The sequence below is a fragment of the Runella sp. CRIBMP genome (genome assembly GCF_009905605.1).
Lineage (GTDB): Bacteria > Bacteroidota > Bacteroidia > Cytophagales > Spirosomataceae > Runella.
On sequence record NZ_JAAAKZ010000010.1, the window covers coordinates 150,943 to 174,262 of the forward strand.

A 23,320-nucleotide genomic window follows, 5' to 3' on the forward strand; every position below is an offset into this window, starting at 1 on the left:
ACGCAAAAATAGTCGGAATATACACGTCTGAAACCTCTATCCACCAAAAACTGTTATCTTTGTATAGTGACAAAACTTACGAATGGAAGAATATAACTTACACACGCTGCCCAATGGCATCCGTGTCGTACACAAACAAGTACCTCATACTCAGATAGCCCACTGGGGCATCATGCTCGACATCGGTAGCCGCGATGAGTTGCCGCATCAGCAAGGTTTAGCGCATTTTTGGGAACACATGGCCTTTAAAGGCACCCAAAAACGTAAATCATACCACATCATTAATCGTCTCGAAACCGTTGGCGGGGAGCTGAATGCCTACACGACCAAGGAGAAAATTTGCTTTCATGCCTCGCTGCTCGCCTCGCACAGCGACAAAGCGATTGAGTTGCTTTCCGATATTTCGTTTCATTCTATTTTTCCCGAAAAACAAATCGAGAAAGAGCGGGGTGTGATATTGGAAGAAATGGCCATGTATCATGATTCGCCCGAAGATGCCATTCAGGATGAATTTGATGAAGTAGTTTTTCAAAATCACCAACTGGGTAAAAATATCCTTGGAACGTCGGACACGGTACGCTCTTTTGACCGCAATGATTTGCAATCTTTTATTGCGGCCAATCTTGATACTGAGCGCATTGTGGTTTCATTGGTGAGCAATTTACCTTTTAAGAAAGCCGTAAAACAGGCCGAGAAATACCTCTACGACTTGCCTCATTGCACCACGCAGCGAGTACGTACGTCGCCCGAAATTTATGTACCTCAAATCATCCAAACGCCCCGTGGCATGACACAGGCGCAGGTAGCCATGGGTCGCCCAGCTTACGCGTTGATGGACGAGAAGCGTCTGCCGTTTTTTATGCTTGTCAACCTGCTCGGCGGGCCAGGCATGAACTCCCGCTTCAACATGACTTTGCGCGAGAAATACGGTTTGGTTTATTCCATTGAGGCCAATTATGCGCCATTTTTGGACACAGGTTTTCTGGGTGTTTTCTTCGGTACGGAGCCTAACAACCTAGAGCGTGCCATGCAACTCGTAAATCGGGAACTTCGCCTTCTGCGTGAAAAACCACTCTCGACCGTTCAATTGCGCAATTTGAAAGAGCAACTGATGGGCCAACTAGCCATGTCGGAAGAAAGTAATCAGAGCTTTATGTTGATGATGGCCAAAAGCATTCTGGATACGGGCAAGGTAGATTCATTACAGGAAATATTTGCCGAGATTGAGGCGGTAACGGCTCCGCAATTGCAAGATATTGCCCAGGAGATGTTTGATGAGAGTCAATGGAGCACCCTGACCTTTGTTCCAGAAAGTGAGTGACGAACGAGAAGATCAACGATAAAATATATTCCAAATAAGTCACTATAAAGAAGCATTTTAAGCGATAAAAACGGCCCAAATATATCTTTTTAGCCGTTTTTTCGTTTATATTTGTTGAAATAATACTCACTGAATGGATTTTATTCCTGCAGCCATAGAAGCATACTCGCTGGCCCATACGTCAGCCGAAAGCCCCTTACTGGCGCAACTCAACCGGGAAACCCACGCAAAAGTACTTCAATCTCGAATGCTTTCGGGACATTTGCAGGGCCGTCTTTTGTCGTTGTTTTCGACCATGCTTCGACCGCGTCGAATCTTGGAAATCGGCACCTATACTGGATATTCAGCCTTATGTTTGGCAGAGGGATTGGCCGATGATGGCATTTTGATAACCATTGACGTCAACGAAGAGCTCGAATCGTTTGTACGGTCTTTTTTTGACCAATCTCCCTTTGGAAAAAAAATTGATTTCCGCATTGCCAATGCCGCCACGCTTATACCAACCTTGAACGAGACCTTTGACCTCGTCTTTATTGATGCTGATAAACTCAATTACGGTTTGTACTACGATTTGGTGTTTGACAAAGTCCGTCCGGGCGGAGTCATCATCGCCGACAATGTCCTTTGGAGCGGAAAAATTGTTCAGACAGACAAGCGAATAGATAAGGATACTCAGGCCCTTTTAGACTTTAATCAGAAACTCCACAACGACCCGCGGGTGAGCAATGTGCTACTGCCAGTTCGAGACGGCCTAATGATCGTGTGGAAACATTAACTTTTAGCGATTCCAAAGCAATGAAACGTACCTTAACCCTCATCACCTTCATTTCTTTCTTTGCCATCTCCGCCATCGTGGCGCAGGCACCTGCCGTTCCTACGGTTCCATCCAGCGTAGGCTTCGCTGGAATGAACGTTAAGATTGACGATGATGCTCGCGCCATCATCCAATCAGACGTGAAAGCGCTCCTCGGCAACCGCAAGTATTGGGAGTCAAAGCTCGACCGTTGCGTGATGTATTTTCCCCTCATTGAAGGGATTTTGATTGACGAAAATATTCCCACCGATTTCAAATTTTTGGCCTTGCAGGAAAGTGGCCTTCAACCCGATGCCGTTTCTGCCTCCAATGCCGTTGGATTTTGGCAATTCAAAAAAGAAACCGCTGTTGATTACGGTCTGCGCGTCGACGATATGATTGATGAGCGCAAAAACATTACTGCTTCTACCCGGGCAGCAGCGCGCTATCTCAAAAAAAGCAATACACAGTTCAACAACTGGGTTGCTTCGTTGTACTCTTATTATTTGGGCGCGGGAGGAATCAGCAAAAACATCCCCAGCGAATGGTCGTATGCCAAGGAAGTTACATTAGATGGTAAATCAGACCGTTATATTTTGCGTTTTTTTGCGCATAAAATCGCCGTTGAATCCGCCATTGACCGTTATCGGTCTCCTATTCAAACGGTATTGCTAGAATATACACAGGCCAAAGGCCGAACCTTACGGGATATTGCCTCGGAGTTAAGCATCGACGAAGCCACATTGCGCAACGAAAACCGCTGGCTTAATGCCAACGAAATTCCGACTGACCGAGATTATACACTGATTGTTCCCGCAAATAACGAGCAACTTTCTGCTACTCGTGCTCGCCTCTCGGCGGTTCAAAAGCCCAATCAACGCGATAATTTTACCCAAAAAGACATTGGTTTTCCAGTCTTAGTACGCGCCGAAGGCTACAGCAATGACTTATTATTGTACGAAATAAATGGCTTGCCGGGCATTATGGCGGGAGGCAACGATAACGTTGAATCCTTAGCCCGAAAGGCAAAAATCAGTTTCAGCAGTTTTTTACGATACAACGAAATGTCGGAGCGTGACCCCATTGTTCCGGGAGACGTTTATTATCTAGCAAAAAAAGGCAAACGCGCCGTTGTTCCTTTCCACACTGTTCGTGAAGGCGAGTCTCTTTGGAAAGTTTCGCAAGTGTACGGAATTCGATTAAAATACATTGTCAAAAACAACCGCATCGACAATCGTAATCAACGGCCACAAACGGGCCGAGTACTTTGGCTAACCAAAAAACGGCCTCGCAACACCCCAGTTGAAGTCGTAGATATGCCGCAGGATGAATGGGTTCCGGGCAGTGGAAAATCGCAGCCTCGTCCCGCCGTGCAGGAGAATACCCGGGAAAGCGCAGCCCCGACTGCTTCCAATAAAATACCACAAAATCCATCAGAGCGCAAAGTGTACACTCCTAAGATGGCCGATACCCCGCCCCCTACTAAGTCTACGGCCAACGAGCCATCATTGGGTGGAGTAGAAGTAACGGATGCGGCCAATCTGCCTAAACAGGGCACCTCAACCACGGCACAACCAGCAAAGCCCAATAAAAGAGCCCCCTCTTTTAACCCAAGTGATGACGACCGGGTAGTGATTATCAACGACGATGAGCCAGTAAGACAAACTTCGGCCAACAAACCAGCCAACAAAACTACTGCTACCCAACCCGCACCGCAAACCACCGCAAAACAGCAACCAGTGGTTAAGAATACAACGTCTCCTTCTACACCTAAAGAAACAGTGAAAGAAGAGCCTGTTGTAACGACAAAAACCGAAACGCCTAAACCAAAAACGACGACGCCACCTTCAGCACCAGCAGCAAGCGGAAAAGTCATTAAACACGTCGTAGAACCAGGGCAAACTTTTTACAGCATCTCAAAGATGTATGACGTGACCGTCAACGATATTTTATATTGGAATAATCTCCCGCAGGATGCAAAGCTACTCCGCGGCCAAAAGCTAACCATCCGACCCGTAGGTGATACCCTTACTCAACAACCTAAAGCTGAAGAGTTTACGAATCATACCGTAGCCCAAGGCGAAACAATGTTTAGCATCTCTCAGAAATACGGAGTCAAAGTAGACCAAATCAAAGAATGGAACGGGTTGCCTGATACAGGAGTTAAACTCGGGCAACAACTGAAGATAAAAAAACAATGATAGTAATTGATAATACCGTTATCAGCGACGACATAGCTGACCATTTTTTCGTTTGTGAATTATCCAAATGCAAAGGTGCTTGTTGTGTGGAAGGTGATTTGGGCGCTCCCCTTGAGCAGGATGAATTGGCGCTACTTGAAGAAGTTTATCCCCACGTAAAGCCCTATTTGAACAAAAAAGGCATTGAAGCCATTGAAAAAAACGGGCTTTACGAGCAGGATTTAGATGGCGACTATGTCACGACCACGGTCAATGGGAAAGAATGCGCCTACGCCATATACGACAAAAAAGGAATCCTTAAATGCGGTATTGAACAGGCTTTCTTGGACGGAAAAATTAATTTTCGGAAGCCCATTTCTTGTTATCTTTATCCTATTCGAATTACGAAATATGACCATTTCGACGCGCTCAACTACGACCGTTGGCATATTTGCAACCCCGCCTGCCACAACGGACGCGAGTTAGGCGTGCCGATTTATAAGTTCCTGAAAGACCCGCTCATCACCAAGTACGGCAGTGAGTGGTACGACGAATTGGTCAATAAAATTGAGAACCAGTAATCTTACATCTTTAAAATCGGACAATTAAACCGTTGGAATCTAAAAACTTCTTTGATGATGTCTACGACGTAGTTCGACAGATCCCCGTGGGACGTGTGACATCATATGGCAGTATTGCAAAGTTTTTGGGCTCTAAATTGAGTGCTCGAATGGTAGGTTGGGCTATGAACGCCTGCCACGGAATGCCCGACGTGCCCGCACACCGGGTCGTAAACCGAAATGGAGTTCTCTCAGGGAAACTTTTTTTTGGGTCGCCAACGGCCATGCAAGAGCTTTTGGAAAAGGAAGGAATCGGGGTGGAGAACGACAAAATCAGGGATTTCAAAAACGTTTACTGGGACCCTTCTACTGAACTTTTATAATCTCTCAAAAATATACTAATCCATCATTTTACCCTTGTGTCCCTTCTTTGCCTTTGTAAAAATTAAACTAAATAAGGTAATCGATTGGCACGAATAATGCAAGACTTAAAAAAAAGTGTTGCTATGCGTATTCTGATTCAGTGTTTTTTCTTAATAATTATGGCTTTATGGGCATCCGCCCAAAACGAACAATGGGCCTCGAAAATAGTCGGTGTTTCGTCTGAATATACAGCTGGCAATGGCCAACAATACCGTGCCGTTCAGGTCTTGGGGAAACCCAATAAACTGCCCCAGGGCGAAACAGGGGCCTCTGCCTGGCGTCCCGAACAGCCCGACAATGGCGTGGAATGGATAAAAGTAGGTTTTGAAACCCCGCTTTCCATTCGGCAAATTGCCATTGCGGAGAATTTCGGAGCGGGATGCATCACCACCATTTTTGCCTACGATTCTCAAAACAAAGAATACAATATCTATACAAGCAAACCTGAAACTACCCAACGCAACGCAGGTATGTTACGGGTTTGGCTCCCCAAACTCACCGAATACAAGGTGGCTTCGCTGAAAATAGTACTCGATACGAAGCGCGTTAAAAATTGGAATGAAATTGATGCCATCGCTATATCAGCCTCAGAAACCCCCATTGAAGCATCCATTAATTTGGCAAAAAATGTTCCAAAAGAACTGAAAAAAGAAAACCTCGGAGCCAATGTCAACTCTAAAGCAAATGAGGTTGCTCCCGTAATTTCTCCCGATGGCAAAACCATTTATTTTACCCGCTTCGACCATCCCGAAAATCTAAAAAATAGCGAAGATTATGATGTATGGTTTGCCGAAGAAAAAGACGGGGTATGGCAAAAAGCCCGTAACATGGGCACTCCAGTCAACAACATTCGCGAAAACTCCATTTGTTATATTTCTCCCGACGACCGTACCGCTTTGCTGATGAATATTTACCGCCCCGACGGTACGTTGTCTAAGGGGGTATCGGTCAGCCGTAAAAACCGAAACGGGTGGACTTTTCCGCAGGAAGTACGCCTTCAAAGTTATGTAAATGAGCATCCCTTTTCGGGATTTTATATCAGTCCAAACGGAAAAGTGATGGTCTTGTCTTTGCAAGATGCCAATACCAAAGGCGGTGCCGACCTCTATGTTTCTTTTCTACAAACCAACGGGACATGGTCAGCTCCCACCAACATGGGCGCCAGCATTAATACCGCCGATGACGAATTTACGCCCTTTTTGGCCACCGATAATAAGAGTTTATATTTTACCTCCAACGGCCGCAGTGGCTACGGAGAGATGGACATTTACGTAAGCCGCCGGCTAGACGATAGTTGGACCCAATGGTCGGAGCCTGAAAATTTGGGCCCTGCTTTCAATACTTCTGATTACGAAGCGCATTTTACCATTCCTGCCTCGGGAGCCTATGCTTATTTCTGTTCTTCCGAAAACTCGCTGGGGGAATTTGATATTTTTCGCATAAAACTACCCGAATCTGTGCGGCCTATCCCCACGGTTATGCTTCAAGGCGGCGTGATTGACCAAAAGACCAAACAGGCCGTGGCCGCCGAAGTGATTGTGGAGGATTTGGACCAAAAACAACCACCTCAGCGCATTGACTATGACCCCGCGGTGGGTGATTTTAAAATTGTGTTGGATACCCAGAAACAGTATGGTCTCACAGCGCAACGGAAAGGCTACCAAGCAGCAGGGACGATTGTAGATTTGACCAAAGAAAAACAATACCGCGAAATCCGTCGCGAAATCGCTTTGACCCCCATCGAAATTGGACAAAAAGTAACCCTCAACACCATACGTTTTGCCCAAAGCAAGTTTGACCTTCTTCCTTCATCCTTGCCTGAACTAGACCGTATTGCGCAAATGATGACCGAAAACAGCAGCATGGAAATTTTGCTCGAAGGCCATACCGACAACGTGGGTGATTTTGAAGCCAACGTCCAATTGTCTAAAGACCGGGTGGAAGAAGTAAAACGGTACTTGACCACTAAAAATATCAACGCCGCACGCATCCAAACCAAAGGCTACGGCCCCACCCGCCCCGTGGCCCCCAATACCAGTGAAGAAAGTCGTAAACAAAACCGACGCGTGGAGTTCTCTATTCTAAAAATATAACTGTCTTAAAGTAGTTTAGTGGCTCGGTGTTACGTTTTACACCAAGGTACACTTACTGAACGTTTGTGTATATTTTTTTTCCTGAAAACGAAAACACTACTCGGCAGCGTTGTTACGTATGTTATTCATCCAATGCACTGCCTAGCAACATCGCCAATTATTCGCTCAATGAAGAGACTTATCCTATTATCACTATTTACTGTTTTCGCCTGCGGCAAAAATCAAGCGCCTGCTCCCATCCCCGTACCGACCCCAGTTTGCAATATCAGCAGTGAAACTGGGGTAAACAATACCTATAAACTGGAATACATATACGGCGCATCGGGGTTGCCGGAGGGGGTGAATGTATCCATCAAAAACACCGCCGACGGGCTGTTGAAACCCGTAAGTACGGCTCGATATACCTACGAAAACAATCGATTGGTGAAAGTAGTCGACGGGGCGGTCGAAGAAACCTTGGAATACGCTCCCAACGGGGCATTAACACGCCTCACGGTAGACAAGACCATCGAACCCGCTTACGTTAATTATACCCTGTCTTTTGAAACAGACGCCAACCTACGAATCACCAAAGTGACGGATTCGATGGGGAAACAAACGACGATTAAACGAGACGCCAAAGGAAATATTACGGAAACAGTCACAACAAATATTCAAACTGGCCAAGAACTCCACCGTATCGAATTGAGCGGCTACGACAACCGAAAATCCGTTTACGATTCCTTTAAAGGCTGGTCATTCAGCGTACTGAACTACTATGCCGACTACATCAAATTTCCACTTTTTACAACAGGTGCAAGCGGCAATGCGGGCAAACGCATTGACTATGTGGCAGGAAAATCCTTCAGTGAGACTACGTATACGTATACTTACAATGAAAACGGCTTTCCGTTAACGGAACAATCCTTTACCCGATTTTCAGATGGTTCGGGCGTAGCAACCAACAGCCGAACTTTTGTGTACGCAGATTGTAAATGAGAGGACTTAAAACGTAATTTTTTCTGCTACATCAGAATCTGACACCACTCTCAAAAAATAGACTGCTTTGTAAAATAACCTGATTTTTCTTGCAGAGAACGAAAGATTTAAGGATACTTGTAAACTTAAATCTGAATCGCTGTGATGCAATGATGCCATAGGGCAACCAAATGATTATCAGCCCAAAACAACATAGTAATATTGCGTCTAATGACAAGTTGGAACGTAGACACATTGACATTAACAACAAAATGGGAAAATTGCTCGGTAATAAAGACTATTCTAAAATGACACTTGAAGAATTAGTGTCAGAAGAGAAAAAAATAAAATCGCAAAAAATACCAACTGCTTTATTTGTCGGCTTTGCAGTTGGTATCGCTATTTGGTCCGCTACGCACAAAGGAGGTTTTTTCCTCACGGTGGGTTTGCTAATTTTTGCTTTGATTATTGGTTCCAGTTATTCAAAAAACCTGAAAGGCATTCAAGCGGAAATAAGCCGCAGAGATATTGGTCAGTGAGACGGGGGGTAACAGTGGTAGGTATGTTCGTTCAGACAAATAACCTGTCTAACCCTCAAAACCCATTGGCGTTTTGCAAAAAACTCCCCCAGCATCCATCCCCTACAACTTCTCCCGTATTTTCGCAGCAATCTCCGCCAACTCATCCTGACTCATTTTGAGCTTATTATTGAAGTTCATATCTGCCATGCTATTGAGCGGAATCAGGTGGACGTGGGCATGAGGCACTTCTAATCCTATAACGGCCACGCCAATGCGCTTGCAAGGAACAGCTTGCTCAACGGCAGCGGCAATTTGCTTCGAAAATTTCATTAAACCTTCATACAGACTATCTTCCAAATCAAAAATGTAATCTATTTCTTGTTTTGGAATCACGAGGGTATGGCCCGGAGCGCAGGGAAAAACATCAAGAAATGCCAAAAAGTCTTCGGTTTCGGCAATTTTATGGCAGGGTATCTCACCATTAACAATACGCGTAAATAAAGAAGGCATAGTTTTTAAGTATAAAAATGGAAGGATAGAAAACGATAATCATCCAGCAAGTATAACAACAAAATAGCATAACTTAAGACCCATCAACGCCATTTTCGTCGTATGCTCTTTCGACGAATTCCGAGCCGATACGTTCCAGTCATGGTAATCAATTGATAGCCATCATTTCTATTTGGATTTCCTGCCTTGCTTATCCCATCGACGTAGTCGCTCGTGGCAATTCTAAAAGATGCTTCTATTCCCAAATTGACGCTCGGCGACAGGTCAAATTTCATCCCTCCTCCAAACGCAAATGCCAAATGCCAGTGTGCATATCGGGCATTTTTATCATGCTCGATTCCTTCCAAAATGGTCGCATAGGGCGAGTAGGTCTGGGTAAAATCGGGACGGGGATTGGTATAGACAACCGTCGGGCCAGCAAAAAAATACGGCGTATAGACAGGCTGATAACCATAATATTGGCGATAATAAATAGGATTGATGTCAAAGTAATCCCATTCGATCAAAAAAGCATTTTCAACAAATCGGGTGTCGATACTCAGATTTCGGGATGCGCGATTAGGATAATTACTGTCGCGACCGCTGAATTTACCAACTTGAAGATTATAACGAAAGGCAAAATTACTTGTGTTTATGTATTTACGAACAAATCCTTGATAGCTGAAATTAAATTCTTTTGACATAAGATCCTGTTGATTTAAATCTCCTAAATATCCAACTGCTCCCAAGCATCCTCCTATCTCCCAGCGACTTTCGGCCTGTCCGCAGGCAGCGTGACTATCTAATAATAACAATGCCAAAATCCATACAGCCCTTCCTAAAGGGCCGAAAAAAGAATAGTCTTTCATTACTTCAATAAAATCATAGGGTAAACAATACTTCTTGTAGCCTACTAACGAACAAAAATAATACCAAATCGTCCCTAACTTATTTTATTAAAACCTTCGTTTTGTTTCTAATGCTAAAACCTAGCCTAGGGTCGTATAAGTCACTCATTCTAAGTCCGAACTTCCCAAAAGACTTCTTTTTTCTGACACCCTACTGAAAATATCCCGAAGGTGTGCTAATTACTATTGAAAAGTTTCAAGTGAGATTTTATAAATCTACCCAAATAATAAAATTCATTTGATTATCAAACAGTTAACTCCATTTTATATTTGGAAAATATTATTGTTTTTTTTAGCTTTGTATAGATGCTCTTTTCAGGATATTTAGCCATGAATCAGTGGTGATTGTTAAGTTCTTTAACATTTTAACTATCCATAAAATGAATCAAATTTTGAAACTTCTTATCTTGGCATCCTTCCTCTTTACTTCATGTAAAACCAGTTTTAGCAAAAAGGACACACAAAAAGGGATGAGCACTGAAACAGTAAATAATACGACAAACCTCACACTTGCCGCAGTGGAAAGGTTCAATGCCGCGTTTAATCGTCACGATGTTGATGCCGTGATGAATGCGATGACAGAAGACTGTATTTTTGAGAATACCAATCCGCAACCAGATGGTACCCGATTGGTCGGGGCTGAGGCCGTGAGGGCGTATTGGGGAAAGTTTTTTGCTAATAACCCAGACGCTTTTTTTGAAGCGGAGGAGACATTCGCCCACGATGACCGTTGTGTGGTCAGGTGGATTTATCGCAAAACGAAAGATGGAAAGCCTTGGCATTTGAGAGGAGTCGATATTTTTAAAGTTCGAAACGGAAAGGTGGCAGAAAAACTAGCTTACGTAAAAGGCTAATCATATTTTTTTAAAAAACTCCCCTTCCTGAAACTCATACGCTTTCAGGAAAAGAAAACACGGCCCAACCAAGTGCTTGAGTCTACATTATTAGGGTATTTGAAATAGACCATCTGACTGCCTACCGTGGGGTTGTGAGCAACGCCCCCCGCACCTTTTTGGCTAAAAACCCCAAACTTTTGCTCAACTACTAAAAACTGTGCCTTCAATTTGCAAATTTGTATAAATCTAAGTTTGCTTTTCCGATGTAAAACTTCTAATTTTGCGCTCTGATTTTCAGAATGGTACCGTAATTTGTGCGTATATGCCTAATATTGAGGCAAAAAGCGTTCTGCATATCATCACAAATCAAGGAACTTAGACTTAACAGATTTAATAACAATCACAAAAACCATGGCACGTGATTTAAAATTCACAAGAAACATTGGGATTGCTGCTCACATTGATGCTGGGAAAACCACCACAACGGAGCGAATTCTTTATTACGCAGGGGTAAGCCACAAAATCGGTGAAGTACACGACGGTGCTGCTACGATGGACTGGATGGCGCAGGAGCAAGAGCGCGGTATCACCATTACTTCAGCTGCTACTACCGTAGACTGGACGTATAGAAACGAAAAATACCACATCAACATTATTGATACGCCAGGCCACGTTGACTTTACCGTAGAAGTAAACCGCTCACTTCGCGTATTGGATGGTCTTGTATTTTTGTTCAGTGCCGTTGATGGTGTTGAACCTCAATCTGAAACCAACTGGCGTTTGGCCAACAATTATAACGTTGCGCGTTTGGGCTTCGTTAATAAAATGGACCGCTCAGGAGCTGACTTTTTGAACGTCTGTAAGCAAGTAAAGGAAATGCTGGGTAGCTACGCAGTGCCTTTGCAATTGCCAATCGGTGCTGAAGATAACTTCAAAGGGGTAGTTGACTTGGTGAACTTCCGCGGAATGGTATGGAACGAGCATGACAAAGGAATGACTTTCCAAGAAGTACCTATTCCTGACGATATGTTGGAAGAAGCAACCGAATGGCGTGAAAAACTATTGGAAGCCGTTGCGGAGTTTGACGATACCTTGATGGAAAAATACTTCGAGGATCCAACATCTATCACCGAAGATGAGATTTTGGCAGCTTTGCGTGAAGCCGTTATTGCCATGAAAGTGGTTCCAATGCTTTGTGGTTCTTCTTTCAAAAACAAAGGTGTTCAGACCATGCTTGATTACGTGATGGCGCTGTTGCCTTCACCGTTGGATAAAGAAAGCATCAAAGGTACTAACCCTAACACTGGCGAAGAAATCGCTCGTAAACCAAGCGTTACCGAGCCTTTCTCAGCTTTAGCGTTCAAAATTGCTACCGACCCTTACGTAGGTCGTTTGTGCTTTATCCGTGCTTATTCTGGGGTATTGGAAGCAGGTTCTTATGTATTGAACAACCGTTCAGAAAACAAAGAGCGTATTTCTCGTATCTTCCAAATGCACGCTAACAAGCAAAACGCCATCGAGCGTTTGGAGGCAGGTGACATCGGTGCGGTAGTAGGTTTTAAAGACATCAAAACGGGCGATACCCTTTCTGATGAGAAAAACCCAATTATCCTTGAATCAATGATTTTCCCTGAGCCAGTAATCGGTTATGCGATTGAGCCTAAGAAAACCGCAGATCAGGACAACTTCTCGAAAGCCATCGGTAAACTCATCGAAGAAGATCCAACCCTCCAGGTTGAATCAAACGAAGAAACTGGTCAAACCATCATCAAAGGGATGGGTGAGCTTCACTTAGAAATCATCATCGACCGTATGCGTCGTGAGTTTAAGGTGGAAGTAAACCAAGGTGCACCGCAGGTAGCTTACAAAGAGGCCATCACCAAGAGTGTTGAGCACCGTGAAGTTTATAAGAAACAAACGGGTGGTCGCGGTAAATTTGCCGACATCGTATTTGAACTCGGGCCACGCGACGACCACGAGCCAGGTCAGGAAGTGAAAAAAGGTTTACAATTCGTAAACGAAGTCGTTGGGGGTGCTATTCCACGCGAATTTATCCAACCAGTTCAAAAAGGATTTGAAGCCGCAATGGTAAACGGTCCTTTGGCGGGTTACCAGTTGGAAAGCATGAAAGTGCGTCTCTTCCACGGTTCTTACCACGATGTTGACTCCGATTCACTCTCGTTTGAATTGGCCGCAAAACTTGGTTTCAAAGAAGCCGCTCGTCAGGCAGGTCCAAAATTACTTGAACCCATCATGGCCGTTGAAGTATTGACTCCTGAAGAATACACTGGTCCAATCACGGGTGACTTAAACCGTCGTCGTGGTATCATGAAAGGCATGGACTCGCGCGCTGGTTCACAGGTAATCAAAGCTGATGTACCTTTGTCGGAGTTGTTTGGTTACGTAACCGACCTACGCACCATGTCGTCGGGTCGTGCTACTGCCAACTTGACCTTCTCGCACTACGAGTTCCTGCCAAACAACTTGGCTGAAGTCGTGATCGCAAAATCAAAAGGATAGTAAATCGGTTAGCAGTAAACAGTTTATAGTCAGCAGTTCTGAAGATTGTATTCTGTTTACTGCCAACCTAAAAATATTTCCTGTCGGAGTTAATGGCTCTTTCGACGGGATATTATCAAAACAATTAGAGCCACCTTATCACAATGAATCAAAAAATTCGTATCAAACTGAAGTCATTTGACCACAACTTGGTGGACAAATCGGCGGACCGCATTGTAAAGGCGGTGAAATCAACGGGTGCTGTGGTTAGCGGCCCGATTCCATTGCCTACAGAAAAGCAAATCTACACGGTACTTCGCTCACCCCACGTGAACAAGAAATCACGTGAGCAGTTCCAACTTTGCACCTACAAGCGCCTGATTGACATTCACTCTTCAAGCGCCAAAACCGTAGATGCTTTGATGAAACTCGAATTGCCAAGTGGTGTTGATGTTGAGATTAAAGTTTAATGATAAGGTTTCCAACCACCAAGCCGACTTCGAAAGAGGTCGGCTTTTGTTTTTTTAGGGGTAAAATGAGCCCCTGCCGCCTCCAAAACCGATTGGTAACTTTTCAGGTTATTGTTTGTAACTCTCCACAGGCTAACTGTATATTTGGCACACTATATGCTAAGGCGTATCGTATTCTTACCGCACCGACAATACGACGCTTCCGCATCTCACCCTACTTTCTGATAAACAATGTTGACAGCCTAGCCCAAAAAGCTGTTTGTCAGAATGATATCCCATCCCCCGGATTCATAAATAAAGTTGACTGACAAATGGTTGATTTGGTGTTTAAAAGAACATTCTATAAACAACAACCAAATACATGACAGCCAAACAACAACCCGAAAACTTCGAAGAATTAGATGCATTAGAAATATTTCTTCTCCGTAACAATACACGCCTTACGCACCAAGAACTTTTAGTTCTTGGTGCGGCCATAAACGGCAAAACAAATGCTGAGATATCCGAAGAGATATGCCGCTCAATCGCTACTGTCAAGACCCACAAAAATCACATCATCCGAAAATTGGGCTTAAATGGAAAAGACGGTTTTCGGCGCTACTTGCTCAAAATGGCTCACATTGGTTTTAAAGAGAAGAAAAATCAACCCTAGGGTGGAGAAAAATCAAACTTTGGGTGGAGGCGCGATAAAAATATTTTGCAGAGATTTGCCCCTGACTATTGCGCATAATTAGAAAATGAGAAAGCCCCGCTTCAGTTTGGTACTATGGGTGCGGATCTTGATTGAACGCCGGGTATTATCTCTATAATGTTATGGATCCCTGAACTGTAGCCTACTATTATATAGGTGATATGACTCGTTGGGAATACACAAGTGGAGGATATAGGAGAGAAATGTGTTATGGTTTTTCAACTTAAGGTTCATTTGTTAACTAATATTTCAGCTAAAAACATCCCCTTCAAAAAAGTTTGCAAAAATTTAACTACATACTTTGAAGCAATGAAATATTACTTTTTCTTTTTGTTTATCTTATCAAATATACAAGTGTCATGTAATGAGCAAGCTCATAATGATGCAAGAGTGCTGAACAAAAATGCACGTATTGCTTCTGAAATAGACTTACTTACTTATTCTATTCCACCTCATGAAGGTAAACCTGTCTCAGTGGGAGCATTAATGGACTTGAAAAGCAGGGGATTGCCTATGCTGGAGTCAGATATTGAAATAGAAAAAGCAAAAAAAACTTGGCAGCAAATGGATTCGCTTTTTGTGGCTGTTTATCCTACTATTACCGACCCGCAAACGCGATTTGTTTGGGAAGAACATATGGCCCAAGTCATTTTGAAGGACTTTAAATTATTACTCAGTACTGAAGTAAAAGCATTGGAGAAAATAGCATTTTATACCGACATTTTACATCGTAATCAGGGAGTACATGCAGGACATCTCTATTTAGCTTTGACAAAGCTTAAAGGTTTTTGGTCTGAACAAAAAATCAGAGAATATAGTCAGACTGCTCTTAAGCGCGTAAATGTAATGCTTACCCAGAGTGAAGAAAAGGTTCTGTTAATGAAACAGAATGATGAAAAAAATCTACAAAATTTATCCTTTCAAGAGCGTAAAGAAGCTGAGAAATCTCTGGGGAGAATATTTAAAATGTACGATGAGCACATTTATTTTTCGGCAAAGTTAAAGACGATATCGCAGGATTAACCAGGAATTATTACTATTCAAGAGTACTTCATTCAAAGTAAAAAAATCTCTTTTCTTCCTATATACCAAAGACTTTGCTTTGGTAAAACGCTATCCATGAAAAAAATCATTTTTCCCCTTCTGCTTTCTATGATCGTTTTTGCCGGATATACACAAAAACCTTGTCAGGAATATACTCTCAATGAACAGGAAGGAGTGATTATCAGCCAATATATTATGTCTTGCGTCAGGGATCATTGGTTTGTCAACAACAAAGGGATTGTGGAAATCAGGCGGTTTGTCAACGAAAAGGGAGAAAAATGCTGGTACATGATGGCCGTCATCGACGACAGCTACAAAGACAATCCTCCTACAGAATACGCATGGCGCAATGGAGATTTGGTTTTTTTCTATGATGGTATTACGCCAACCTCTTTTGCAAAGAAACAAACTACGCCCACCCCTGAGTTATTGGCCTGTTTGGAAGAAGTCACCTACGACAAACTTTACATTCGGCCACCTGCCAAAACACAGTACATTACCGTATTTGGGAAAAAGATTATCAACACGGGTCGTCATTGTTTAGGAAATTGTGCCAATGACCTGATTGTGACATTTCATGAAAGAGGAGATTATACCAAAAACATTGTCCATTGACGACCGTCTGAGGTTTTCATAAGTGAGCAAACTAAACCTCTTCCCATATATCAATAACTTGGCAAGAGTGATAACTTACTACTGTTTTGCCCGTTGTAGCCAAGATAGCGTACCCCAAAATTCAGGCAGTTAATTTTAAATTATTCGGCCTTTCTGAATTTTCGGGGTGCGCTTCATGCGTTGCCCCCCAGAGTAAACTGTCAATAACTCATTTTCAAATGAATCATCCTATTATGAAATGTGCTTTTTTGAGTCTCCTGATGCTGATAGTGTTGCGGGGAGCTGCTCAGCCCGTGCCTCAGGTGACGCTCCAAAATCCCGAACTCGAACAAAAAATCCGGCATTACATTCAGGAGTCACGAAACAAAGGTTTTTTGCCCGATACCTTGGGCATCGTAGTGCTTTCTGACGATGGGCGTTTTGATGACCGGCCCTTGCATCTGATGGCCATCCGCCAAGCCCCCCCCACTATGTTTAAAAAACAGCTCATCCCCGCTTGTTATACCCTTATCGACGGGGCCTTGGTGCTGATACGGTCGGGCTTTGAGTTGAGCTTTCAGTATCCCAAGGCGTTTCATCAAGCCGTTGCTCGGCTCACCAAAGGGTACTACACGCCCAAGAGAGGGCGGCGGGTGGTTGCGCCCAAAAACATCAAAGAGGCAACCACCTACATCGAAGGGGGAATCTATAACGGCACTTTCATCAAATGATACTACCTGCTGCACCAAAACTTTTTAAATCCATGAAATTCAACCTGTTATTCTTTTTTGGGGTTTTATTCCACCTCCCTGTTTGTGCGCAATCTGTTCCTCAAGTGACTATCAAAGACCGTGTTCTTTTTAAACTTTTTGAGGATTACATTGCTGAATCGAAACTCAAACAGATTCTTACCGACAGTACCGGTATTGTATTCGTGAGTTACGGCCGTACCACCGACGGTTATAGAGTTCAGTTATCAGCCATTAAAGAACAAATAAGTTCCTATTTCGTAAAAAGTTCTATCCCTGCACAATACACTTTCATTGATGGCGTACTGGTCCTGTTCGCTAGTTCGTATATGTACAATTCGCAATTATCTGCGGCCTATTTGCAAGCCGTAGATGCACTGGTAGAAGGCCGTTTTAAAAGACTCGAAGAAGAAAATGGATGGGCGGTAAAATGGGAAAATATCAATGGGCAACTTGTTAAAAACAGATACTTTTTTGAGGGAGATTCAAACAGCAAGCTGATTACCTATCCTTTTGACGGTAGCGAACGCATCATCCAAAAAATGTTAAATTAAAGTTTAATCACTAAGGTTTCCCATAACAAAAGCCGACTTCTTTCGAAGTCGGCTTTTGTTGGTTTATCTGTTTTTGACCCGTAAATAAAAAACACCTTTTTTACCTCCATTTTGAGCAATAAATTGCCACAAAATCCAATCATAACTTCTTTTATTGAAAAAAATGAGGATTAAATTCCCCAATTCAATTATCTCTTCTTCTCCTTCACTTCCTGCAATTCCACCTGTAATTCCTTCAATTTTTCAGGATTAGCCTCAGCCAGATTATTTTTCTCCCCAATGTCTTTGGCCAGATTATATAGCTGCGGCTGCGGGTCATTGCCAAGCTCAGTATTGGTCTGAACGCTCATTTTTTGGCCTTTACTCGGCTCAATGTATTTCCAGTCTCCTTTGATAAAGGAAAAAGTACCCGCGTGTTCTATCAAATAATCACGTCCTTTCTTGTCTTTACCCAAAAAAGCCGACAAGTAATCTTTGGTGTCGGGGGCGGTGGTTGCGTCAAATTTTTGCCCCGTCAATGCCGCAAAAGAAGCCAATAAGTCTACTTGGCTCACCAACGCATTGGAAACTCCCGCTTTCACCTGCCCCGGCCACCGCACAATGAACGGCACGCGCGTACCCGCGTCAAACGCGCTATATTTGCCGCCGCGCAATGGCCCTGCAGGCGTATGTCCGTTGAGCAACTCTACGGCTTGGTCTTGGTAGCCATCGTCCACCACGGGGCCATTATCGCTAGAAAAAATGACAAGAGTGTTATTGGTCAGCTTTAGTTTGTCCAAAGTTTTCATGACTTCGCCCACCGTCCAGTCCAATTGCAAAATAACGTCGCCGCGCGGCCCCATGCCACTTTTGCCCGTAAAACGCTCGTGCGGTACGCGCGGTACGTGAATATCTTGGGTAGAGAAATACAAAAAGAAAGGCTCGGCTTGGTGTTTTTCGATGAATGAAACGGCTTTTTCGGTAAAAATATCGGCCATGTCTTCATCCTTCCACCGCGCTGATTTTCCGCCCGTCATGTAGCCAATCCGGCCGATGCCGTTGATAATCGTAAAATCATGCCCGTGCGAATGTTTCATTTTTAGTAGTTCAGGATTGGCGCGCCCCGTGGGTTCATTACCAATGGGCTCCTTAAAACTTACTTTAATGGGGTCGGCAGGGTCAAGATTCACCACCCGACGGTTTTCAACGTAGACACACGGCACGCGGTCGCCAGTAGCAGCCATAATAAACGACTCATCAAAACCAATATCCAACGGGCTCGGTTTGATTTCGCCGTTCCAATCGGGCCCGCCCTGCGGTCCGAGGCCCAAATGCCACTTACCTACCACGCCCGTTTTGTAACCTGCTTTCTGAAAAACCAGCGGCAACGTACTGCGTCCGGGCAGAATCAGCGCGGCGGCGTCGCCCGTGGCTACGCCCGTGCCCGGCTTGCGCCAAGCGTATTCACCCGTCAGCATTGAGTACCGCGACGGTGTGCAAGTAGCGGAGGTCGTATGAGCATTGGTAAAGCGTATGCCTGCTTTGGCGAGTTTATCAATGTTGGGGGTAGCTATTTTTTTGGCTCCGTAACAACTTACATCACCGTAACCCAAATCGTCGGCGTAGATGATGATGACATTGGGCCGTACCGCTTGGCTGAATGCCATTTTGGTAAAAAGAACAAGCACGCCGAAAGCGTAAACGAGTTTGTTTAATTTAATCATGTTTTAGCAATAGGGATAAGCAGGCTAAAAAAGGTACATCTTACTTCAATGTATTTAAAAGACAGTTCATCCTAAAATTCTCCTTGGTGGGCCTCAATTTAAACCGCTCTTCTAGTCCTACCGTACCTGCAAATAATTTCTTCTCTACCTTTACACTATGTTTACGGGGGTTTTTATAACTTTCCGCAACATACACTCCAATTCTTAACTTTTCAAACATACACAACTGTGGCAGAAGAACCTCAAAAAAGTAAAATGGGTGGATGGCTACGCGATTTAGCGGGCATTTTTGTGGTCATTGACGAAACAAAAACGGAGGAAAAACCAGCGTCAACGCCCGCGCCAGCTCAACCGGCCACGTCGACAAGTAAAACGACCGCCCCCGCAACGAGCACAAGTACCTTGGCTTCCACCCCACCTGCTTCGAGCGATTTTGTGGATGATTTACGAAATCGTTTTCGGAAAATATTGGAAGAAAAGAATCAGCCAGGTTTTGATTTCTACGAATTTTCGTTGATGCTGCTTCGTACCAGCACAAACCCTTCCGTTGAGCATTTTAAAACTGCTTACGAAGGCGCTAAATTGTTGAATCCCAACTGCAACCAACAGTTTTTGTTGGAATCGGCCAACTTTTATAAAAGCGAACTCCAAAAGGCTTTTGAAGCCACGGTCAGTGCGGGCGAACAAAAAAAATCAGCCCTCAACGCCGAAAAAAGCAACGAGCAAAAACAGCTGAACAACGAAGTGGCCAATATTGAGCAGCAACTCGGTAAATTGAAGCAACAAATCGCCGATTTGGAAAAAGCCCAAGCCGAGAAATTGACCGCGTTGAACGGCATTGAAGGAAAGTTCAATGATAAATTTGTCGAAATTGAACAAAAAATTCAAGCAACGATAACCGCCAAAGAGGGCGTAGCCAATGAAATTTCGCTCATCGAAAACGGCATCAAACAATATATTGCTTAATCATTCACCTCTTATTTTTACCTAAAACAAAACCAATCAAACACTATGAATCTTACAGGAGCAGGAAAAATAGCCTTGATTCTGCTAATCGCAGGAGCGCTGGGGGCAGGATATTATTTCTTTGGGCCCGACCCCAACAAAGCAACCAATGAAACCTCCATCAACTCCACAACTCCCGAAGGAGGCCCCGCAAGTGCCGCCAATGACAATGTGGCCTCTGACGACAACACCGCAAGCAGCGAATCATCAACGGCTGCTTCGGAAACCTCCGCTTTTTCGTACACTGCCCCCGAGCCCGTTGACGGTAAACTCAAAGGAGTTGTCGAATTGGGTGCCAGTGGTTTCAATTCGTTTGTGGTCAATATCGACAAAGATAAAAACTGGAAACTCGAAAAAGCGGAATTTGGCAACAGCATGGTCATCGAAAATATGGCCTCTGACTACGACATCCGGGTGGGTTTAAAGAAATATATCGGCAACATGATTGACCACGGCGTGAGCGGCAAAGACATTCACTTTGTGGTAAGTTCGGGAGCCGTAAAAGCGGATGTAACCCAAAAAATCATCAAAGTATTGAAAGACATGGGATACATGGTCAACACCGTAACCGCCGAGCAAGAAGGCACCTTGGGCCTGAAATGCGCCTTGCCACAGTCATTTAGCGGTCGCGGTTTCTTCGCTGACATCGGTTCGGGCAACACCAAAATTGCTTGGACGACCGACTCAGGGATTAAAAGCTTAGAATCTTACGGAGCTAAATATTACGAAAAAGGCATCAGTGACGACGCTGTTTATGATGAAGTGGGTGCTAAGGCCAAACAAGTCCCTGCCTCCAAAAGAGAAATCTGTTTTATTATCGGGGGCGTTCCTTACGACTTGGCCAAAGAAGTACGAAATGGCAAAGAAAGATATACCGTTTTGAAAGCAGCCGAAGCCTATAAACTCGACAAAGCCAAAGCCAAAGCAGGCGGCAATATTTATAAGGCCATCGCTGATGCTACGGGTTGTAAGCAATTCGTTTTTGATTGGGACGCCAACTTTACCATCGGGTTTTTATTGGGCTTAAAATAAACCTATTTATCCATTCATTCCCCTCAGGCGGCCGCTCCCCAAGCGGCCGCTTTATTATTTTTCATTTGTTTAGATTATTTTGTACTTTTTTAGCAATATTATAAAATTTTTAAAAACAAATTTAATCTATTGTTTATATATTCTAGTTTTGTTTTCCAAAGAAAACACTCACCCGTAAGCTAGTACCAAAATGCACGCTGAACAACACCCAAAAATAACCGCTACGGCATGGGCACGGCTAAAAGCCGGTGACAGCTACGCGTTGGGTGAATTGTACGACGCCTATGTTCAGCTACTTTACAAATTTGGCAAACGCCACTGTCAAGATGATGAACTGCTAACGGACGCGATTCACGATGTTTTTGAAGATATTTGGAATTACCGCGCTACATTGAGCGACGTAGAAACGTCTAATATTCAGTTTTATCTATTCAAATCGCTCAAAACTAAGCTGTTAAAATACTTGAACCGGCAAGCACGCCATACCGAACTCACCGATAATCAGGAATACCTTCATGAATACGTTGAATCGGCAGAACTGTTCATCGTATCGCAGGAAATAGACCGGCATCAGCAACACCAGCTTGCCCAGCAAATTGCATTGCTTCCCAAACGCCAACAAGAAGCGCTACTATTGCGTTTTTACGACAATTTGAGTTACGATGAAATTGCCGAACTCATGTCCTTAACGCGCCACTCAGTCTACAATTTAATCTACAAAGCCCTCTCTCAGCTTCGTGACAACTGGGTTTTTGACCTCATTTTTTTGGTTTTCATCGTAGGGTTCAAAAATTTTTAAAAATTTCGCAAAAATAAAGAGGTAATCCAACGCCTTGCTTTCTCTATAGGTTATACATCACCCAGAAGCATGGCGGAATCACAGAAAAAATATGAATTATTTGATGCCAATCAGTTGGCAGCCGATGAGTTTTTTCAGCAATGGGTGTTGAATCCTTCGAGAGAGGCAACTTTGTTTTGGGAACAATTTTTAAAGACAAACCCCGAGAAACAAACATCCATTGAGGAAGCTCGTCGGCTCATCGAAGTTCTTCATTTTCAGCTACCCGCCTTGGCAGAAACAAAAGTTATTGCCCTAAAAAAGCGGCTTGAAAACAGCATTGGGCAACCACTTTTTGTTTCGGAAACCCCAATACTTCCGCTTCGTCAGTCTTTCTTTAACCGTACCCGCTGGATGGCGGCTGCGGCGGTGATTTTGATGCTCGGAACCATCTTTTTTTGGCAATACTCGAACCGACCGACCGAGTATACAACCTCTTTTGGGCAAACGCGCCAAGTAATGCTTCCCGACGGCTCTGTTGTAAACCTGAATGCCAATTCTTCCATTTCTTTTGCGCAGAATTTCAGCGAGCAGCCAGTCCGTGAAGTGTGGCTGAAAGGAGAGGCTTTCTTTTCGGTAAAACACACCGCCAATCATGCCAAATTTCGGGTACATGCCGAGGGCTTGGACGTAGATGTCCTCGGAACTGAATTTAACGTTTCGGACCGACGTAACACGACCAAAGTGGTGCTCCAATCGGGCAAAGTACAAATCAAATCCGCCAAACAGTCTGCCATATTACAGCCAGGAGAGATGGTTGAATTCAGCCACTCAACACAGCAATTAGCCCAGCGTAAAGTGCCCGTAGAACGCTACAGTTCTTGGAAAGAGAAAGTTTGGCTCCTTGACGGCGAAGCCATGAGCGAAGTAGCCCAGCGTATCGAAGACAGCTTTGGTGTTGAGGTAGTTTTTGAGAACCCATCCCTTGCCAATGAAAAAATTTCGGGAACCATTCCCACTGGAAGTCTGGAAGAAGTAAACGAAATCCTCTCGGATTTACTGAAAGCAAATTGTGTCCTCACAAATCATAAACTAATCATTAAATAAATCAAACCCCTCC

General features: G+C 43.9%; 23 protein-coding genes. 20 read left to right on the plus strand and 3 right to left on the minus strand.

Going from position 1 to position 23,320, the window contains the following annotated elements:
• Positions 1 to 82 precede the first annotated feature (82 nt).
• From GVN20_RS20915 to GVN20_RS20950, 8 genes are all read left to right on the plus strand, one after another.
• A complete protein-coding gene (locus GVN20_RS20915; RefSeq protein WP_166560220.1) occupies positions 83 to 1,321 on the plus strand; it encodes a pitrilysin family protein in 1,239 nt (412 codons plus the stop codon).
• 133 nt (positions 1,322 to 1,454) lie between these two features.
• The gene (locus tag GVN20_RS20920; protein ID WP_166560221.1) at positions 1,455 to 2,096 is read left to right on the plus strand and encodes an O-methyltransferase; all 642 of its coding nucleotides are present in this window, start codon (positions 1,455 to 1,457) and stop codon (positions 2,094 to 2,096) included.
• Between the two features lie 20 nt (positions 2,097 to 2,116).
• Positions 2,117 to 4,315 (plus strand): LysM peptidoglycan-binding domain-containing protein, encoded by a 2,199-nt coding sequence (locus GVN20_RS20925; RefSeq protein WP_166560222.1) that lies wholly within the window; start codon positions 2,117 to 2,119, stop codon positions 4,313 to 4,315.
• Positions 4,312 to 4,875, plus strand: coding sequence for a DUF3109 family protein (locus tag GVN20_RS20930; RefSeq protein ID WP_166560223.1), 564 nt, complete (start codon positions 4,312 to 4,314; stop codon positions 4,873 to 4,875). Before GVN20_RS20925 ends, GVN20_RS20930 begins: the two co-directional genes overlap by 4 nt.
• Before the next feature lie 32 nt (positions 4,876 to 4,907).
• The gene (locus GVN20_RS20935; protein ID WP_166560224.1) at positions 4,908 to 5,237 is read left to right on the plus strand and encodes an MGMT family protein; all 330 of its coding nucleotides are present in this window, start codon (positions 4,908 to 4,910) and stop codon (positions 5,235 to 5,237) included.
• 159 nt (positions 5,238 to 5,396) lie between these two features.
• Positions 5,397 to 7,370 carry an OmpA family protein gene (locus tag GVN20_RS20940; RefSeq protein ID WP_166560225.1) on the plus strand — a complete coding sequence of 658 codons (1,974 nt, stop codon included), beginning with the start codon at positions 5,397 to 5,399 and terminating at the stop codon, positions 7,368 to 7,370.
• Between the two features lie 168 nt (positions 7,371 to 7,538).
• Complete coding sequence (locus GVN20_RS20945; RefSeq protein WP_166560226.1) at positions 7,539 to 8,348, plus strand: hypothetical protein; 810 nt, start codon at positions 7,539 to 7,541, stop codon at positions 8,346 to 8,348.
• Positions 8,349 to 8,599: 251 nt separating this feature from the next.
• The gene (locus GVN20_RS20950) at positions 8,600 to 8,866 is read left to right on the plus strand and encodes a hypothetical protein (RefSeq protein WP_310586840.1); all 267 of its coding nucleotides are present in this window, start codon (positions 8,600 to 8,602) and stop codon (positions 8,864 to 8,866) included.
• Between the two features lie 102 nt (positions 8,867 to 8,968).
• Here GVN20_RS20950 and GVN20_RS20955 read toward each other — a convergent pair whose 3' ends face one another.
• Both GVN20_RS20955 and GVN20_RS20960 read right to left on the minus strand, forming a co-directional pair.
• Positions 8,969 to 9,358: an HIT family protein gene (locus GVN20_RS20955; RefSeq protein WP_166560227.1), complete on the minus strand. Its 390-nt coding sequence runs from the start codon at positions 9,356 to 9,358 to the stop codon at positions 8,969 to 8,971.
• Positions 9,359 to 9,441: 83 nt separating this feature from the next.
• Positions 9,442 to 10,206 carry a DUF6089 family protein gene (locus GVN20_RS20960; protein ID WP_166560228.1) on the minus strand — a complete coding sequence of 255 codons (765 nt, stop codon included), beginning with the start codon at positions 10,204 to 10,206 and terminating at the stop codon, positions 9,442 to 9,444.
• A gap of 419 nt (positions 10,207 to 10,625) precedes the next feature.
• Here GVN20_RS20960 and GVN20_RS20965 point away from each other — a divergent pair, with 419 nt between their 5' ends.
• The 8 genes from GVN20_RS20965 to GVN20_RS21000 all read left to right on the plus strand — a co-directional run bounded on the left by GVN20_RS20965 (position 10,626) and on the right by GVN20_RS21000 (position 17,682).
• Positions 10,626 to 11,099, plus strand: coding sequence for a nuclear transport factor 2 family protein (locus GVN20_RS20965; RefSeq protein WP_206023337.1), 474 nt, complete (start codon positions 10,626 to 10,628; stop codon positions 11,097 to 11,099).
• 393 nt (positions 11,100 to 11,492) lie between these two features.
• The gene (gene fusA, locus GVN20_RS20970; protein ID WP_166560230.1) at positions 11,493 to 13,601 is read left to right on the plus strand and encodes an elongation factor G; all 2,109 of its coding nucleotides are present in this window, start codon (positions 11,493 to 11,495) and stop codon (positions 13,599 to 13,601) included.
• 143 nt (positions 13,602 to 13,744) lie between these two features.
• Positions 13,745 to 14,050: a 30S ribosomal protein S10 gene (gene rpsJ / locus GVN20_RS20975; protein ID WP_028522456.1), complete on the plus strand. Its 306-nt coding sequence runs from the start codon at positions 13,745 to 13,747 to the stop codon at positions 14,048 to 14,050.
• 361 nt (positions 14,051 to 14,411) lie between these two features.
• Positions 14,412 to 14,702, plus strand: a complete 291-nt coding sequence (locus GVN20_RS20980) for a helix-turn-helix transcriptional regulator (RefSeq protein ID WP_166560231.1) — start codon at positions 14,412 to 14,414, stop codon at positions 14,700 to 14,702.
• A gap of 222 nt (positions 14,703 to 14,924) precedes the next feature.
• A complete protein-coding gene (locus tag GVN20_RS20985; RefSeq protein WP_166560232.1) occupies positions 14,925 to 15,764 on the plus strand; it encodes a hypothetical protein in 840 nt (279 codons plus the stop codon).
• 96 nt (positions 15,765 to 15,860) lie between these two features.
• Entirely contained in the window at positions 15,861 to 16,400 is a 540-nt protein-coding gene (locus tag GVN20_RS20990; protein ID WP_166560233.1) for a hypothetical protein, read from the plus strand.
• Positions 16,401 to 16,618: 218 nt separating this feature from the next.
• Complete coding sequence (locus GVN20_RS20995) at positions 16,619 to 17,110, plus strand: hypothetical protein (protein ID WP_166560234.1); 492 nt, start codon at positions 16,619 to 16,621, stop codon at positions 17,108 to 17,110.
• Positions 17,111 to 17,142: 32 nt separating this feature from the next.
• Positions 17,143 to 17,682, plus strand: coding sequence for a hypothetical protein (locus GVN20_RS21000; protein WP_166560235.1), 540 nt, complete (start codon positions 17,143 to 17,145; stop codon positions 17,680 to 17,682).
• A gap of 188 nt (positions 17,683 to 17,870) precedes the next feature.
• Here GVN20_RS21000 and GVN20_RS21005 read toward each other — a convergent pair whose 3' ends face one another.
• Positions 17,871 to 19,385, minus strand: a complete 1,515-nt coding sequence (locus GVN20_RS21005) for an arylsulfatase (RefSeq protein WP_166560236.1) — start codon at positions 19,383 to 19,385, stop codon at positions 17,871 to 17,873.
• 228 nt (positions 19,386 to 19,613) lie between these two features.
• Between GVN20_RS21005 and GVN20_RS21010 the strand changes: the two genes are divergently transcribed.
• The 4 genes from GVN20_RS21010 to GVN20_RS21025 all read left to right on the plus strand — a co-directional run bounded on the left by GVN20_RS21010 (position 19,614) and on the right by GVN20_RS21025 (position 23,307).
• On the plus strand, positions 19,614 to 20,351 hold the full coding sequence (locus GVN20_RS21010) for a hypothetical protein (protein WP_166560237.1): 738 nt from the start codon (positions 19,614 to 19,616) through the stop codon (positions 20,349 to 20,351).
• Positions 20,352 to 20,396: 45 nt separating this feature from the next.
• Positions 20,397 to 21,422, plus strand: coding sequence for a hypothetical protein (locus tag GVN20_RS21015; protein ID WP_166560238.1), 1,026 nt, complete (start codon positions 20,397 to 20,399; stop codon positions 21,420 to 21,422).
• Between the two features lie 190 nt (positions 21,423 to 21,612).
• Positions 21,613 to 22,221 (plus strand): RNA polymerase sigma factor, encoded by a 609-nt coding sequence (locus GVN20_RS21020; protein WP_166560239.1) that lies wholly within the window; start codon positions 21,613 to 21,615, stop codon positions 22,219 to 22,221.
• Between the two features lie 69 nt (positions 22,222 to 22,290).
• Positions 22,291 to 23,307, plus strand: a complete 1,017-nt coding sequence (locus GVN20_RS21025; RefSeq protein ID WP_166560240.1) for a FecR family protein — start codon at positions 22,291 to 22,293, stop codon at positions 23,305 to 23,307.
• The last annotated feature ends 13 nt before the right edge of the window (positions 23,308 to 23,320 follow it).

Coding starts and splice junctions, on each gene's coding strand:
- GVN20_RS20995 (WP_166560234.1), top strand. CDS start 16,619: ATGAATCATCCTATTATGAAATGTGCTTTTTTGAGTCTCCTGATGCTG.
- GVN20_RS20915 (WP_166560220.1), top strand. CDS start 83: ATGGAAGAATATAACTTACACACGCTGCCCAATGGCATCCGTGTCGTA.
- GVN20_RS21025 (WP_166560240.1), top strand. CDS start 22,291: ATGGCGGAATCACAGAAAAAATATGAATTATTTGATGCCAATCAGTTG.
- GVN20_RS20990 (WP_166560233.1), top strand. CDS start 15,861: ATGAAAAAAATCATTTTTCCCCTTCTGCTTTCTATGATCGTTTTTGCC.
- GVN20_RS21020 (WP_166560239.1), top strand. CDS start 21,613: ATGCACGCTGAACAACACCCAAAAATAACCGCTACGGCATGGGCACGG.
- GVN20_RS20930 (WP_166560223.1), top strand. CDS start 4,312: ATGATAGTAATTGATAATACCGTTATCAGCGACGACATAGCTGACCAT.
- GVN20_RS20945 (WP_166560226.1), top strand. CDS start 7,539: ATGAAGAGACTTATCCTATTATCACTATTTACTGTTTTCGCCTGCGGC.
- GVN20_RS20955 (WP_166560227.1), bottom strand. CDS start 9,358: ATGCCTTCTTTATTTACGCGTATTGTTAATGGTGAGATACCCTGCCAT.
- rpsJ (WP_028522456.1), top strand. CDS start 13,745: ATGAATCAAAAAATTCGTATCAAACTGAAGTCATTTGACCACAACTTG.
- GVN20_RS21015 (WP_166560238.1), top strand. CDS start 20,397: ATGAATCTTACAGGAGCAGGAAAAATAGCCTTGATTCTGCTAATCGCA.
- GVN20_RS20980 (WP_166560231.1), top strand. CDS start 14,412: ATGACAGCCAAACAACAACCCGAAAACTTCGAAGAATTAGATGCATTA.
- GVN20_RS20950 (WP_310586840.1), top strand. CDS start 8,600: ATGGGAAAATTGCTCGGTAATAAAGACTATTCTAAAATGACACTTGAA.
- GVN20_RS21000 (WP_166560235.1), top strand. CDS start 17,143: ATGAAATTCAACCTGTTATTCTTTTTTGGGGTTTTATTCCACCTCCCT.
- GVN20_RS20925 (WP_166560222.1), top strand. CDS start 2,117: ATGAAACGTACCTTAACCCTCATCACCTTCATTTCTTTCTTTGCCATC.
- GVN20_RS20965 (WP_206023337.1), top strand. CDS start 10,626: ATGAATCAAATTTTGAAACTTCTTATCTTGGCATCCTTCCTCTTTACT.
- GVN20_RS21005 (WP_166560236.1), bottom strand. CDS start 19,385: ATGATTAAATTAAACAAACTCGTTTACGCTTTCGGCGTGCTTGTTCTT.
- GVN20_RS20920 (WP_166560221.1), top strand. CDS start 1,455: ATGGATTTTATTCCTGCAGCCATAGAAGCATACTCGCTGGCCCATACG.
- GVN20_RS20960 (WP_166560228.1), bottom strand. CDS start 10,206: ATGAAAGACTATTCTTTTTTCGGCCCTTTAGGAAGGGCTGTATGGATT.
- GVN20_RS20940 (WP_166560225.1), top strand. CDS start 5,397: ATGGCTTTATGGGCATCCGCCCAAAACGAACAATGGGCCTCGAAAATA.
- fusA (WP_166560230.1), top strand. CDS start 11,493: ATGGCACGTGATTTAAAATTCACAAGAAACATTGGGATTGCTGCTCAC.